Source organism: Pseudoalteromonas sp. JC3 (genome assembly GCF_030291895.1).
In the GTDB taxonomy this organism is placed as follows: domain Bacteria; phylum Pseudomonadota; class Gammaproteobacteria; order Enterobacterales; family Alteromonadaceae; genus Pseudoalteromonas.
Window position 1 is genome coordinate 3665516 of the sequence record NZ_CP127855.1, and the last position, 15417, is coordinate 3680932.

The following is a 15417-nucleotide window of genomic DNA, read 5'->3' on the forward strand; positions in this document are numbered from 1 at the left end:
TGCAAATTTTAATTACTTGACTAAGATAGTCAAGTATTAACCAAGCATAATAACGGCTTTAAATCTGTAACCCTCGTATGCCTACCCGAAATACCTGAGTAATTTAATCAGGTATTATGGATATTGTAATTACCTGAGTATTTTAGTCAAGTATTAGTGATGAAGATTTATGCAAGATTTCACAAAAGGAATGGTTAATATTTAGACAATAGAAATATAACAGTATTGGCGCGCTGAGTTGGCCAATACTGCATCTTGTCTGGTTTACTTGTTAGTAGATTTATCTATCGAACTTAGGATCCCACGTAGAATATTAAGTTCTTGATCTTCCGGTCTAGCACGGTTGAACAAACGCTTTAGCTTGGTCATTACCATGCCCGGATGCTGTTTGATGATAAAGCCAGTGTCATTCAGGGTATTTTCAAGATGCTCGTAGAATAACTCCATCTGCTTTGATGATGGGTAAATCGTTTCATCCACTTCTTCTGGCTGCTTTTGTTGCGTGTCTAAGTATGTCATACGCGTTTCGTAGGCCAACGTTTGCACTGCCATCGCAAGATTAAGCGAGCTATACTCAGGATTAGCCGGAATACATACGTGATAGTTGCATAACTGCAGCTCTTCGTTCGACAAGCCACTGTTTTCTCGACCAAATACCAATGCAACTGGGCCATTCACCGATTCAGCAACCAATTTTTGTGCACACTCACGCGGGTCTACCATTGGCCACGACAAAGTGCGTGAGCGCGCACTCGTGCCAATAGTTAAAGCGCAATCAGCAATCGCCTCTTGAAGTGTATCGACTTTAGTCGCTGCACCCAACACGTCGGTTGCGCCAGCCGCCAATGCACTTGCATGGCTGTCCACTTCACATGCAGGGTCAACTAAGTAAAGCTTAGATAACCCCATCGTCTTCATCGCTCTCGCAACAGAGCCAATATTGCCAGAGTGTGAGGTGTTCACTAATACAATTCGAATATCTTCTAAAGCCATTTACACGAGTCTCAAACAAAAATAATGGCGCAGTGTAGCATATCTAATTTGCGTTTTTCCAAGCTCCACAACCAGAAATTAAAAATCTTTATGTAGCAACGAAGTACAAAAAACAACCAGAGAAATTCACAATTGGTTATTTACTTTAGAGAAAAAACCGCTAGAATACGCCGGCTCAAAATGATCCTGTTCTTTTACAACCTAAAGGTAATGCTATGCATCCAATGTTGAACATTGCGGTACGCGCTGCGCGTAACGCAGGTAAGATTATCCTACGTGCAAGTGAAGATTTATCGCGCGTTGAAGCTACTCAAAAAGGCACAAATGATTTAGTAACTAACATCGATAAAGATGCGGAATCAATCGTTCGTGACACAATTTTAAAATCTTACCCTGATCACGCTATTGTTGGTGAAGAATTTGGTCATCACGAAGGCAAAGATGCAGACTACCTTTGGGTTATCGATCCTCTAGACGGTACAACTAACTTCGTTAAAGGTATCCCTCATTATGCTGTTTCTATCGCGCTAAGAGTTAAAGGTCGCGTAGAGCAAGCTGTTGTATACGATCCAATTCGCGATGAATTATTTACTGCTTCTCGTGGCCAAGGCGCACAGCTAAACAACAAACGTATTCGTGTATCTAAGTCTATTGAATTACAAGGCACTGTGCTTGCAACAGGTTTCCCTTTCAAGCAAAAGCACCACATGGATGCTTACCTAGAAGCGTTCAAAGCATTATTCATTCATACAGCTGATATCCGCCGTGCGGGCTCTGCAGCTTTAGACATGGCATATGTTGCTGCAGGTCGTATGGATGGCTTCTTTGAAATTGGCCTTAAGCCTTGGGATACAGCAGCCGGTGAGCTGTTAGTAAAAGAAGCAGGCGGTATGGTCACTGATTTTGCAGGCGGTGCTAACTTTAACCGTAGCGGCAACATCATCTGTGGCGCGCCTAAGCTTTGCCAAGCGATTGTAAAAGAAATTCGCCCAGTATTAACTGAGTCATTGTTAAAATAATAACTCTGGCTTAGACAAAAGAGCCAAGTATTACCTTAGGCTAGTAAATTAAGAAAGAGCTACTATTTCATTATGGTGGCTCTTTTTGTTTCCACCTCCTTTCGTAAAACTTACGACGAGCCAGCCTGTCACTACCACAAAAATGGCTCTTTTCTTCTTATATCCAAATCGCTAAATGCTGTTGCCAGCAGTACATAAGCACCATATGCTAGAGTTTCCCCATTTAAGCAAGGAAAAGTGATGGTAAAACTCATTGTTTTTGTATTTACAGTATTCGCCCCAATCGCACTTTCGCAACCAACAATTAATAATGCGCTACCCTTTCCTGATAAAAAACAACGAACAGAGATTACCACACAGCTATTTTCTGGAATAGAAAGCATCGATGCCATAACAATAACACTGCGCAATAAAACGAGACGTATAGACTGGAAAACCTACAAAACCATAGCAAGTAAACGTATCATAAACTCAAATAATTGGGATACCTTATACCGTGCCCTAGACAACCTACATTATGGAATTTTAAATCGTCACTCCTATTTGATAGTTGATGAAAAGGCACGCCAACAAGTCACGAACTTCCCTAAGTGGCCGAAGCTCGAAATAGGCTATACATGGCCTCAAATTAGCTTTTTCTCTACAAGAAACCAAAAGTCAATCAGACTTATAAACGAGCGTAGCATAGAAGATTTGTTTGAAGAGTTTTTCAACTTTTATTGTAATGATGTACATAAATCAGGTTGCCTGCGGCTGTTCTCCAGCTACATGAAATCGGGCTACTTCTTCTCTGGTGGCCTAGACAAACTCGTCGTTAGTTACACAGATAACAGTTCAGATGTTTTTGTAAAACAGAGGCAACAAAAAAGCAAGCAGCAAGCTTCTTCTAAATGTTCAGAAATGTATTTACCGCTTGGCTTAAATTTACTCTACAAAGGCAGTCAGTCATGCCTATATGAAAGCGACGGTGCCTTTGTGCTTAAGATATTCTACTTTGGTAAATGGGGTTCTCACAGCGATGATATCTACTGTGACGAAGCTAAAGAACCAGGTATGTGCTTCGATATTAACGAAATAAAGCAAATTACACATCGCTCACAAGCTAAGCCCCTAATTGTAGATATCCAGAATAATAAAGGTGGTTCAGAAAATACGCCTTGGATCGCCGCTTTGACCCGAAATGGGTTCAGAGACAATTTGATCCAGTATCGAAATACACCACTTTTGGAGAATAAAGAAATCCGGGATAGTGCGTTTTACCAAAGTAAAAGAGCCGAACGTTGGTATCAAAATATTGTCGCTGACATCACCAGTCGCAATGACTTTCTGCCTCCTCGGCCTGACTTTTGCCGTGGCTCTTCCCAGTGCGACATTCGCATGATTGACTCGTCTTCCACGCCTATTAAATACGAGTCCTTAAAACTCGTAGTCAATGCTGGATGCGTTAGCTCTTGTGATGATTTTATTTGGCGAACACGCCAGTATGCAAATGCGAAAACCTTTGGACAATTGCCGGCTACAGATGGCGCCTATGCCAGATTAACTGGTTACTTATTTATCACTAAAACAGGGAAGATAATTACTATTATCACTGGGGAAGGTGAGCACCCTGCAGGTGATAATGGAACTTTGTTACTGACTTATCAACTCCCTATTTCTAAAACAGTGAGCTTTGACGGAGAAATGTTGGAAGGAAATGCTAGCGTACTTGACAACTTATTGCCTGTAAGCAAACTAAACTATGTTAATTTGGAATTAGATAACTTGGTAAATGCCTTGCGTGATTAAAGCATCCGATTAGCTAGAACACGAAATACAGTGAAGCTGCTATATCCAAGATAGCGGCTTCACTGCTTTAAGAGCGTCAGATACCTACTTAATTTCAACACGGGCTGAGCGCATCACGATTTCATCGTTTAGCTCAATACCAAGCCCCGGTTCTTCTGACACTGTAAAGATACCATTCTTAGGCTGTGGGTCTTGCAAGCATAGCTCTCTGTTCCACTTTTTGATTGCGTAAGTATGGTGCTCATGGATCAGGAAGTTTGGGATCGCGGTTTCCAAGTGTAATGAAGCTGCGGTTGCTACCGGGCCGCCACAGACATGCGCCTGAATACGGATATCAAAGATATCGGCGTAATCACATACCTTCTTAGTTTCCGTAAAGCCACCACATAGGCCTATATCTGGCTGCAGTACATCAATACTTTGATCTTCAAAATAAGGGCGAACACCCCAGCGATTATACAAACGCTCACCACCAGCGATTGGTACAGAGGTCTTGTTGGCTACCTTTGCATGTAAAGAGTGGTTAAGATAATTCACTGGCTCTTCATAATACATACAATCAAATTCTTCAGCGATGTCTGCAATTTGAATGGCTGATGTCGCGCCTGGTAAGCTGTGGCACTCAAAAATAATGTCCACTTCATCACCTACCGCTTCACGTATTGCTTTCATTCTTGCACGGTATAATTTCATTTCCGCGCGCGAGATAAGCTTAGTTCTATCGTAATAGGTGTTACCATCTTTATCGTACTGAATTGGGTCAACTTTAACCGCATCGTACCCTTCAGCAATGGCTTTGTGAGCCGCTTCAGCATATTCGTGTGGTTGAACTAGTGCTTTAAACTCGCTATCCCAGTCAAACTGTAATTGTGAGGCATAGGTGCGAAGCTCAGGGTTCACTTTACCACCAAGCAACTGATAAACAGGTAGGTTTAAGGCTTTACCTTTAATATCCCAAAGCGCGGTATCTATTGCTGACATTGCCGCATATACCACAGGTCCGCCACCTAAACCCCAAAAGCTTTCTCTGAGCATACGCGACCAAAGCAGCTCGGTTTGAAACGGGTCATGACCAATTAAAAAAGCTTCAGCCATTTCTTTGATCATACTGGCCGCAGCGCTGTGGCCGAGATCGTATGCAAGCCCAGCTTCACCAACCCCTGAAATGCCTTCATCGGTGTGAATACGAACAAAAACGGGTGTCCAAGCAGGTCTATCTGGACAATGAATATCGAAGACTTCGACGCGATTAACTTTCATGTTGACTCCTATTGAGCAAAGCTTGGGTCTAGGCGGTAAGCTTTACGAAGCATTGCGGGCCATGCTAATTGACCACCGGTGCTACCGCTATGCACGACATTCGCTTGGTTATATATGTTATCAATAATGGGTTGTGGTACAGGTACGGCTTGTTGTCCCGTTGCTTGAATCGCAACTTGAATCTCGCATGCACGCTGTAAGTCATAAAAACGCATAAAGGCATCGCCTACCGTTGGTCCAACAGTTAAACCACCGTGGTTCACCAGCAGCATATGATTGGTTGTACCTAAGTCATCCTGCAAGCGCTTTTTCTCATCCATATTCACCGCTAAGCCTTCATAGCCGTGATACGACAGTGATGGTAAGGAGAACATACTATGCTGACTCAAAGGCAATAAACCACATTCTACACTTGCGACTGCGATCGTCTCTTTGGTATGGAGGTGGATAACGCAATGCGCATCTTCTCGCACCTCATGGATTGCACTGTGAATGGTAAAGCCCGCTGGATTAATCTTAAATGGCGTATCATCAAGAATATTCCCTTCAAGATCGACCTTCACCAAATTAGAAGCGGTGACTTCATCAAAGGTCAGGCCAAAGGCGTTTACTAAATAATGATCCGTACCCGGCAAACGCGCCGACATATGCGTATAAATTAGATCTCCCCAACGAAAGTGCTCAACCAGTCGATAGCAAGCGGCAAGGTCAACACGCAGCTGCCACTCTTCTGCGCTTACTTTGTCTTTTAAATTTAACTGAGGTAATTCGAACATGGGGATCCCTTATTGACTCCACATTTGGATGTATAGAAGTCTAAATTAGCTTAATTATATCTTCAACTAAAAACCACCGCGAACGGTGGTTTTTTATCATCTTTGATATCTAACTTTGATGTTACTCAACTTTAGATAGATACTCTGCAATCGCATCGATTTCAGCGTCAGTGACATTAGCAACCATCGCTTTCATTGCTGCTGTCATACCGTTATTACGTTTACCTGATTTGATATCTTTCATTTGCGCCGCTAAATACTCTTTGCTTTGACCATTTACCTTCGGATACAGAGGCATGATCGGTGCTTTACCTTCTGCACCATGACAGGTTTGGCACATCTTTGCTGTATACAATGCTTTACCATCTGCAGCCATTGAACTTGCTGAACCTAGTGCGCAAATTGCCACCGTAGTCCCTACTAGTAGTTTTTTCATCTTGCTCATATCATTACTCTTTTTATTGACGGTTAACGTTGTAAGTCAGTGTAGACTAAAGTTTGACCTAAAGCCTAATCACTACCACATCAAATCATCTGGGACTTCAAAGTCAGCGTAAGGATCATCCTCATCACCTTGCTGGTTGTCCTCAACATGGAAAACGATATACTTCTCGTCTACCTCTGCAATCTTTCTAGCAGGTTCATCTTGTAGCACATAGAATTGCCCTTCTAAAACACAAATCGCTAAACGCCCCTTTGATAGCGCTTTTTGTGTTTCGGAATTAACTTCTAACTCCTTCACCTTATTTTGATATGTGAAGTTAAAAGTCACATTACCGCGGATCTCATCTTGGTTATGGTGTTCTAAGATCTGCTTCACGCGAGCAATTTGCTCTTTATCTTTTAGCGTTTCTTGCTTCGCTTTATTTAGCTCTTCGGCACGCTTTTGCTGCTCAAGCTTTGTCTGCTCAATATGTTTTTGAAGGTCTGTTTGGTCGCTCGTTGCGCCCTTTTTCTTTTTCTTCTGCTGTTTACGCTTTTGTGTTTTTGCAACTTTCGCCTTGTGCTCAGTTGTTAGGCCTGCTTTTAGCAACTGATCTTGCAGTGAACCCATCATGCAACTCCGTAAAATAGACTTTTCACTATTTTAACTCAGCAATTTCGATTGACCAGAGAGGAATCGGTCAATCTAATGTAAAACTACCAAAATTATTGTTGCACACCGTGATTTAGCGCAAAAAATTGTCATCTAGTTTGCTTTAATTTAAGCTAACTCATCGAAATAAAAAGCCTTATAGCTTAATGCCTGTCATTCATCTACTGCTTTGCTCCGTTACCATTTTTTTTGTGCTCTATGCACCGCAGCCGCTGCTGGCTGAGTTTGCGGAACAATTTAATGTGTCAGCGTCAGATGCGGGCATGCTGATGTCAGCAACTATGCTACCTCTGGCTATCGCGCCAATCTGCTACGGATTATTGCTGGCAAAGTCTAATCCGCTGCGCATTTTAAAATGGACCATGCTGCTCTTGGCACTCAGCAGTTTAGCATTTGCTTCAATGACTTCGTTTTCAGGGCTCTTGTTTACTCGGTTAATTCAAGGGTTATTATTACCTGCTGCACTCACTGCGATGACGGGTTATATCGGCCAACAGTTTAGTGGCTCACAGTTGAAAAGAAACATGAGCTTGTACATCGGAAGTACCATAGCCGGAGGTTATTTTGGCCGTACACTTGCGGCCAATTTTACTGTCTGGTTTGAGTGGCGAAGTTTCTATTACCTAAACGCATTGTTATTGATTGTGCTGGCATTTAGCATTCGAGCCAGCAAGAACAAACCACCAATAATTCACGCGACAAGGATCAGAGACTACCTGGCACCACTCAAGCAATCGCGCCTAGTGAGATTATACAGCTCTGTATTTTGTATGTTTTTCTGCTTCGCGGGACTACTCAACTTTTTACCGTTTATACTCAAGTACGACTTTAATTTAACCGATCCCAGTAAAGTGGGCTGGGTCTATACAGGCTATTTGGTTGGTGCTTTAGGGTCTATTGTTACACCTTGGCTACAAAGTAAATTTCATTCTACCTGGCGATTTTTAGCTGTGATGTTTTTAGTCTACGCTGCAACCATTGCGCTATTACCCGTGGCGTCTGTGTTCTTTTTTGTAGTCTTATTTACGCTGTTCTGCGGCTGTATGTTTGTGATCCATTCTACCGCTGCACCATTAGCCAACAGTATTAGTCAGGCACCTGCAACCGTCACCAATGGCGCTTATGTTTCATTTTATTATTCCGGAGGCGTGCTGGGATCTTACCTTCCGGGTTTGATTTATGAGCAAGCTGGTATCGCTTGGTTTTGTGCGTCACTTTTTATCGTTTGTACAGTCGGCTTAGCTCTGAGTTTGAGAAACACAGTCAACCCAGTGAGGTGAATGTCCTGTGACTTGCCAAAAGCGCTTTAAATCTTCGAGCGTTAACACCCAAGTTTTAGTATTCACTAGGGGATGGCACTGCCATAAGTGCGCAGATTGCAGTTCACTATCAAGCCATAATTCGACTCGTTGCTCGTTGTCGTTATGCAGTGTGAGTACTGACACACAGCCTTGTTCCACCCCTAAATACTTCGCTAATCTGTCCGTCGATGCAAAACCTAAACGCGACACCCCTTGAGATTTAGACAGCGCTTTTAGGTCGACTTGCTTATCTGCAGGAATAATAAAAAGAAAGTGTCGCTTTCCATAGTTATCTCGGAGGAAGAGATTTTTCAGTCGCGTCCCTTTTCTCTCTAACTTCAAGTTGTCAGCATCTAGACAAGTATGTAACGGTGGATGCTCATAATTGAGATAGTTGATATCTAACTGAGCGAGCCGCTCTGCAAGTGCACTTGGATTGTTTCTGATCACAAACACTTACCTCGTAACTGAACGCTACGCTGCCGCCAGTATACATCGGTAATTTTATGACCTGCGTTGCAGTAGTCCGCTTCAATCAAAGCCGGTTTTAATAAGGCGACGGCTTGCTCTTCTAACTTGAGTTTTAGAGAGGGGGAATCTTCAATACGTTCAAACTCGGCAAAACGTTTTAACTCTCTTCTTGATATTGGCTTACTTGCATCCAGCTCCATTCGAGGTGTTGCTTGTACCGTTACAATGAAAGCAAATTCTTTATCACCAGTTGGCGAAAGACGCTTATGAAGAGATTGTTTTTCGATAATAAGTTCAGGCTCATCAGACTGTGATGCACAACTCGCTAGCAGCCCAATAATGAGAATAGAAAAGATATGACGCAGAACCATAATTCGCTTAATTCGTTTTATTTTCAGTTCAGTGTAACAAAGACTATAAAAAAATAGCGAAATTTTTTGTCTGGGGTTGACGGGAATATAAAAAATGATTAAATTTCGCTTCGTCCACTGACGGAATGTGGGGCTATAGCTCAGCTGGGAGAGCGCCTGCCTTGCACGCAGGAGGTCAGCAGTTCGATCCTGCTTAGCTCCACCACTTTCCGCTCTTCTTACTTCTTACAAAACTCCCCCCCCTAAATCGAAAAGAAAAAAGCCCAAGTCTTTCGACCCGAGCTTTGCAGTTACTTATGTCATTCTGTGTATACCACTGAGTATGATTTTTCTATCTACTCAAGCAGCATCTGTTCATTACTCTCTGATTTGGCCTTCACCATTTACTAAAAACTTTTCGGTTGTTAGCGACTCCAAGCCCATAGGTCCGTAAGCGTGCAATTTGGTGGTAGCAATACCAATCTCGGCACCTAAACCTAACGCTGAACCATCACTAAAGCGTGAGGAAGCGTTAACCATCACGACAGAAGCATCAACACCGCGTTGGAACAAATCAGCAGCCGCTTTGTCTTCCGTACAGATAACTTCGGTATGATGACTACCAAAGCGATCAATATGTGCAAGCGCTGCATTAAAATCAGTAACCTGACGAACCGCTATTTCAAGACTCAAGTATTCTTCGCCAAATTCGTCATCGCTTAACTCAACTGCATTATCAAAATAAGCTACGGTTTGCTTACACGCATTAATTTTCACACCCCTTTCTGCTAGTGCTGCAGCAACTTTCGGTAAAAAAGTCGGAGCGATATCTTGATGAACGATTAACCCTTCAAGCGCATTACATACACCAGTACGCTGCGTTTTACCGTTTAACAGAAGCGCCATTGCTTTATCGAGATCGGCCGCTTTATCTATATACAAGTGACACACGCCCTTAAAATGCTGGATCACTGGCACCGTACTATTCTCAGTAACGAAATTGATTAGACCCTCACCGCCACGTGGGATGATAAGGTCGATATATTCTTTTTGCTGCATCAGCTCCATTAGCAACGCGCGGTCTGGATCCGGAATAACAGAAACCAATGCGGCAGGTAGATTATGTTTTTCGAGCGCCTGATGCATCGCTTTTGCGATCTCTAAAGAACTTGATAACGCTTCTTTACCACCACGCAAAATAACACCATTACCTGATTTAAAACATAGTGCACCGGCGTCAGCGGTGACATTGGGGCGCGCCTCATAAATCATGCAGACAACACCAAGTGGCACTCGCATTTTACTGATTTTAATGCCATTTGGTCTTACACCCATGTCTCTACGTGCACCCACTGGATCGTCCAGTTGAATGATAGTCTCGATACCTTCAGCCATACTTTCAATCCGCGCTTGGTTAAGCGTTAATCTATCTATCATGGCGTCGCTAAGCTGGTTATCACGAGCAGCAGCCAAGTCAGCTTCATTGGCTTTAATAATGGCATCGCTATTATCACGGATCCCTTTTGCCATATCTGCTAACACCGCATTTTTTTGCTCTGTAGATAATAATGCTAACTGTTTCGCTGCTTTTGCAGCCTGTGATGAAATATCTGTGATTAAACTCATGTCTTATGACTTCTCCAATAATGCAATATCTTGTTCTGAAATAACGGGTCCGATACTATCTTGAATTCTTTCGCTGATCGGATTCTCTTCATGTTCAGTTAAAAAGTTTAATAGGCAGCTACTGTAATTGGTGGTTGCTTTGGCTAAGCGCTTACCATCTTTGCTCCTCACGAGCACGGTATCTCCAACAGAAAACTCACCTTTTACTTCAGTGATTTCATCGCCACTTAACTGACCCACCACTTGATTTTCGCCTGAGCCATAATCGCTATCAACGACCAGCTCACCTTGCTCTGATGCCGTGTGAGTCATCCAATGCACCGCTTCTTGCATCGGTTTATCATAGGCTGTAAATACCGTGCCTGGATTTTTTCCCGCCAACAATAATTCAAAGGTTGTTTCTTCGAAGCCGTTAACAATATAGGTATCTATACCGTGAGACGTCGCCTTTTCAGCAGCTTCAATTTTGGTCTTCATACCACCGGTACCAACCTTACTCGTTGGACAACCTGCCATATCGTAGATTTCTTCAGTGATCTCTGTCACCTCAGAGATCAGCTCTGCATCAGCATGTAAATTAGGATTTTTGTTATATAAACCACTGACATCGGAGCAAATAATTAGCCCATCTGCATCTGCAGCCCCCGCTACCATTGCAGACAAATTATCGTTATCACCCACCTTCAGATCGTCTGTGGTCACGGTGTCATTTTCATTGATAATAGGCAGTATTCCATGATCGAGTAAAGTGAATATTGTTTCACGAATACTGGTATATCTTTCCCTGTCACGCAGGTCGCCGTGAGTCAGCAATATCTGCGCCGACGGGAAGTCAAAGAAACGGTCCCACGTAGCCATCATCTCAGTTTGGCCAGCTGCCGCCATCGCTTTTTTCACCGCAATGCTCGGCTGCTCTGAATTAGGAAATAAGTGCGACCCTGCTGCGACTGAACCTGAAGAGACGAGGATCACCTCGATACCTCGGGCTCGACAACGCACGATGAATTGCGCGATGCTGAGTAAATAGCGGGATCGACACCCATCTTGCTCTGGCGCGATCAACGCACTCCCGATCTTGATTACTATACGTTTTGACTGTTTCATCGACATAAATTCCTGCATTAAATTAACCACCCACTCACGAGTTGGTACTCCAAATATCTCCTATTAGAAGACAACAGAAAGCGCAATGCATCGACCAAAAAGTCGGCAAATAGATAAAACAAACAGACGTGCGGCGGCGAAGACCTTAGTCCCATCATGTCGCCACACATGCTAAACCCAGACGCAGTAACAATCGTTAACTGGCTGACATTTCACTAATAGAAGATTGATTGTGACATCAAGTACTTAACCTTTGATGTCGAGCCGTTTCCAACAGGGCCACCATGGTTTGGTGCGGCCGGAAAGGCTGTACCGCAATGAATAATTGCGTAATGAGTAGATTGTGAATGACGGCGCGATTTACTCCACGCCTTGAACGTTTATTACCTTAACGTAAGCAAGGGTAAGATTGCAACCCTATCCCATGTTAATTATTTATGACCACCATAAATCAATTTTATAATACCTTATTTTCAGTAATTTATTCACTTTACCCTCATTCGCGCTGTGTTATAACTGGATGCTAGCTATACTGATAAAAATGTTGGGATAATCCAACCGGGGAGAATCTATGTCAGCAATCTACATTGCAGGTATTGCAGTATGTTCTGTAATAGCACAATGGCTTGCTTGGGCCTTTAAGGTTCCAGCAATTTTGTTTTTACTTCTTATAGGTCTTGCTTTGGGGCCATTTAGTGGCACGCTGGACCCAGATGCCTTACTCGGGGATTTACTCTTTCCCGTCGTCTCACTTTCCGTTGCTGTAATCCTCTTTGAAGGTTCACTAACCCTGCATTTTAAAGAACTCAAAGGAATCGGTAAGGTTGTACGGAATCTTTGTTCTATCGGGATGTTGGCAACCTTTGCGGTGATAGCAACGACCGCAATTTTTGTGCTGGAGCTTAACTGGCAAGTTGCCGCCGTTTTGGGCGCAGTACTTGTCGTGACTGGTCCAACAGTTATTGCCCCGATGCTGAACGCCATGCGCCCAGACAAAGACATAGACCGTATTTTACGTTGGGAAGGTATAGTCATAGACCCAATTGGTGCACTCTTTGCGGTACTCGTATTTGAAGCCGTCTCTTTAGTTGGTGGCGAAGGTATCTTCAGTCATACCCTGTGGGCGCTCGTATCAACACTTGGTGTGGGGATAAGTATTGGCGTCGCATCAGGTTACCTTACCACTTACCTAATAAGAAAAGAGTGGCTTCCTTTCGAGCTTCACAAGTTCGCCATTTTAGCGCTAGTGTTGTTTAGCTTTACGCTATCGAATCATCTGAGCCATGAGTCGGGTTTACTAGCCGTGACTATCTTTGGTATTTGGCTCGCTAACCAAGATGACTTGGAAATAGACTCAGTGTTAGAATTTAAAGAAGATCTCTCAATGATCCTGATTTCGAGCTTATTTATCTTACTCGCGGCACGACTCAAGTTAGAAGATTTAATGCTGTTAGACACTGACGTCTTTATCTTTCTAGCTGTAGTATTATTTATTGCTCGACCACTGTCGATATTCTTATCGACGTTCAATACAGACTTACCGATAAAGTCTCGTATTCTGTTAAGTTGGATAGCTCCTCGAGGTATTGTTGCTGCAGCGGTAGGCTCAGTTTTTGCGTTGAGTATGACCAAATCACAGATAGCAGATGCGGATAAAATGGTGCCGCTTATCTTCACCGTCATCATTGTCACCGTGGTACTACAAAGCCTAACGGCAACGCCTTTCGCACGTCTTTTAGGAGTGCGTCAACCAAAGCCCAATACCTTACTTATCATTGGTGCAAACCATGTAGCTAGAGCGGTGGCTAAAGGCTTAAAAGACCAAAATATTGATGTTTACCTCTCCGATCCCGCTTGGGAAAACTGCAAGATGGCGAGAATGGACGGACTGCCTTGTTACTATGGTAACCCACAGTCGGAACATGCAGAGCGTTACCTCCCATTGACCAGCTTAAAGTCAGTGCTAGCGCTTTCACCTAACCGTCATCACAACGCTTTAGGTGTACAGTACTTTTCTCATTTACTTGGCGATCAATGTGTTTATTCGCTCAAATCATCCACTAACCACGCCAAGGCGAACAAAGATAGCGCCACTTTCCTTTCTCGCCAAATTTTGTTTGGTGACGAAGGTAATTACGCCAAGCTAAGTAGCATGATGGCTAAGGGCGGCAAAGTGAGCGTAACGCGGATCTCAGAAGAGTTTAAATGGGAACAGTATAAAGAGGTTAACAGTGAAGCAATCCCGCTGTTTGTACTCACAGAGCAGAACAAAGATGAGGAACCCATCTTGATCCGCCCGTTTACCTCTGACATGAAAAAGCTTCCAGAGGAAGGCGACCGCGTATTGGCGTTACAACCGCCTAAGTTAACGGTTCTTAAAGATCCAAATGTGAATAAAGAAAGCCAAATTGGTGCAAAGCTTAGCAGCCAGCAAATTACTTAACCTGAGATTTGGATAAGAAATAAGCTAACTTTACGAGCTTTATTTAGAAACAAGCAAAGCGGCGTCACTTACGCCGCTTTTACTTTGCACTCAAAACCTGCTGAAGTAATATCTATTGATCCAACGGAGTTAACCTGAGCCTCAGGTTATACAACCTGAACTCGGGATAAGAAGTAAGTTAATCCACTAAAATTACTAAGTTCAAAAGCGTAGTGTCACTCTAGCCAGAAGTTATTTCTTAATACAAGGCAAATTTGTGCGCCAATAGCTGGCCTATTGCAAGCAAATTTAACGCAGTAGTAAGGGATAGCAGCTGCTAGAGAACAAGTTGTTATCCCGAGTTCAGGTTATATAGGCAATCTCGCACGCTTGACCACACTATCAGGCATTTTGTTTGCCAGTTGACCTAGTGCTACCTGAATCCGCTTATGTAGCTTTTTATCTGCAACTGCGGAATGGAACAACCATCGATAGGCGTCTTCATAATCTCTAGGGCTACCGTGGCCTTGATTAAACACATCTACGAGTCTTAATTGAGCATTTAAGTTGCCAAGTGCTGCTGCTTCTCTCAGATAGGTTACCGCCATCGCTTTATCTTCTTGCACCAACTGGCCAACATCATAGTAACGACCTAATTGTTCAAGCGCCGCGGCAAGGCCCTGCTCTGCTGCCCTTTTCATATAATAAAGGCCGAGCTCAACATCTCTGTCTACACACACGGCATAAGCTAACATGTCACCATAAAGAAATTGATACGAAGGCAGCGCCATGATCTCAGCACGCGCTTCAATATCTTTAACCAGCTGGCACTCATCCGCTTTAACCCGAGCAAGATGTTGATTTTTTTCAATCAGCGCTAGTAGCTCTTGCTGCGTATACAAAGGCACAGCTTCGATAGCCTCTTCGGCAGATACTTTGCTCTGTATACTGAGACTTAAGGAAACACTCAATGCTGAAGCTGCAAAATAACGAAGTAAGTAATTCATCGAAGACCCATCAAAGTAAAGCTGATTGTTTAACTATAGCAGGCTGCAAAGGCAAATTACTTGCTCTGCAGCAACATCGACACTCAAATTTGATTAAGCATTATTTACGCCAAAGCGAAGTCTAATTTTATCATATGAGCAAACATTCGCTTACTTATCGGCAGGAAGACAAAAACTTGTAGGGTAATAGACACAAAAAAAGCT

General features: G+C 43.2%; 14 protein-coding genes and 1 tRNA gene. 5 read left to right on the forward strand and 10 right to left on the reverse strand.

Features of this window, described 5'->3' with window-relative positions; translation table 11 throughout:
• Positions 1-264: 264 nt before the first annotated feature.
• The gene (trmJ, locus tag QSH61_RS15955) at positions 265-993 is read right to left on the reverse strand and encodes a tRNA (cytosine(32)/uridine(32)-2'-O)-methyltransferase TrmJ (protein ID WP_010607218.1); all 729 of its coding nucleotides are present in this window, start codon (positions 991-993) and stop codon (positions 265-267) included.
• 215 nt (positions 994-1208) lie between these two features.
• On the opposite strand from trmJ, the gene suhB reads away from it, so the two are divergent.
• Both suhB and QSH61_RS15965 read left to right on the forward strand, forming a co-directional pair.
• Complete coding sequence (suhB, locus tag QSH61_RS15960; RefSeq protein WP_010607217.1) at positions 1209-2012, forward strand: inositol-1-monophosphatase; 804 nt, start codon at positions 1209-1211, stop codon at positions 2010-2012.
• A gap of 240 nt (positions 2013-2252) precedes the next feature.
• Positions 2253-3800: a patatin-like phospholipase domain-containing protein gene (locus tag QSH61_RS15965; RefSeq protein WP_206473691.1), complete on the forward strand. Its 1548-nt coding sequence runs from the start codon at positions 2253-2255 to the stop codon at positions 3798-3800.
• A gap of 84 nt (positions 3801-3884) precedes the next feature.
• On the opposite strand, the gene QSH61_RS15970 is transcribed toward QSH61_RS15965, so the two are convergent.
• The 4 genes from QSH61_RS15970 to QSH61_RS15985 form a co-directional block, all read right to left on the reverse strand.
• Positions 3885-5060 (reverse strand): mandelate racemase/muconate lactonizing enzyme family protein, encoded by a 1176-nt coding sequence (locus QSH61_RS15970; protein ID WP_088531804.1) that lies wholly within the window; start codon positions 5058-5060, stop codon positions 3885-3887.
• 8 nt (positions 5061-5068) lie between these two features.
• Positions 5069-5836, reverse strand: a complete 768-nt coding sequence (locus QSH61_RS15975) for a class II aldolase/adducin family protein (RefSeq protein WP_010607214.1) — start codon at positions 5834-5836, stop codon at positions 5069-5071.
• A 121-nt stretch (positions 5837-5957) separates the two neighbouring features.
• On the reverse strand, positions 5958-6281 hold the full coding sequence (locus QSH61_RS15980; RefSeq protein ID WP_010607213.1) for a c-type cytochrome: 324 nt from the start codon (positions 6279-6281) through the stop codon (positions 5958-5960).
• A 72-nt stretch (positions 6282-6353) separates the two neighbouring features.
• Positions 6354-6890 carry a DUF2058 domain-containing protein gene (locus QSH61_RS15985; RefSeq protein WP_088531806.1) on the reverse strand — a complete coding sequence of 179 codons (537 nt, stop codon included), beginning with the start codon at positions 6888-6890 and terminating at the stop codon, positions 6354-6356.
• 188 nt (positions 6891-7078) lie between these two features.
• Between QSH61_RS15985 and QSH61_RS15990 the strand changes: the two genes are divergently transcribed.
• Positions 7079-8212, forward strand: a complete 1134-nt coding sequence (locus tag QSH61_RS15990) for an MFS transporter (RefSeq protein WP_174170621.1) — start codon at positions 7079-7081, stop codon at positions 8210-8212.
• Here QSH61_RS15990 and QSH61_RS15995 read toward each other — a convergent pair.
• Positions 8171-8683, reverse strand: coding sequence for a prolyl-tRNA synthetase associated domain-containing protein (locus tag QSH61_RS15995; protein WP_174170620.1), 513 nt, complete (start codon positions 8681-8683; stop codon positions 8171-8173). The two genes, QSH61_RS15990 and QSH61_RS15995, sit on opposite strands and share 42 nt — an antisense overlap.
• The gene (locus QSH61_RS16000; protein WP_206473689.1) at positions 8680-9075 is read right to left on the reverse strand and encodes a hypothetical protein; all 396 of its coding nucleotides are present in this window, start codon (positions 9073-9075) and stop codon (positions 8680-8682) included. Before QSH61_RS16000 ends, QSH61_RS15995 begins: the two co-directional genes overlap by 4 nt.
• Before the next feature lie 129 nt (positions 9076-9204).
• Here QSH61_RS16000 and QSH61_RS16005 point away from each other — a divergent pair.
• A tRNA-Ala gene (locus QSH61_RS16005) sits at positions 9205-9280 on the forward strand.
• Between the two features lie 152 nt (positions 9281-9432).
• Here the strand turns inward: QSH61_RS16005 and QSH61_RS16010 are convergent.
• Together QSH61_RS16010 and proB are read right to left on the reverse strand one after the other, a co-directional pair.
• On the reverse strand, positions 9433-10680 hold the full coding sequence (locus tag QSH61_RS16010) for a glutamate-5-semialdehyde dehydrogenase (RefSeq protein ID WP_206473687.1): 1248 nt from the start codon (positions 10678-10680) through the stop codon (positions 9433-9435).
• Between the two features lie 3 nt (positions 10681-10683).
• Complete coding sequence (proB, locus tag QSH61_RS16015; RefSeq protein WP_026001031.1) at positions 10684-11790, reverse strand: glutamate 5-kinase; 1107 nt, start codon at positions 11788-11790, stop codon at positions 10684-10686.
• Positions 11791-12355: 565 nt separating this feature from the next.
• Between proB and QSH61_RS16020 the strand changes: the two genes are divergently transcribed.
• Positions 12356-14227, forward strand: coding sequence for a cation:proton antiporter (locus QSH61_RS16020; protein WP_174170617.1), 1872 nt, complete (start codon positions 12356-12358; stop codon positions 14225-14227).
• Positions 14228-14574: 347 nt separating this feature from the next.
• On the opposite strand, the gene QSH61_RS16025 is transcribed toward QSH61_RS16020, so the two are convergent.
• Positions 14575-15213, reverse strand: a complete 639-nt coding sequence (locus QSH61_RS16025) for a tetratricopeptide repeat protein (protein WP_010378945.1) — start codon at positions 15211-15213, stop codon at positions 14575-14577.
• Between the last annotated feature and the right edge of the window lie 204 nt (positions 15214-15417).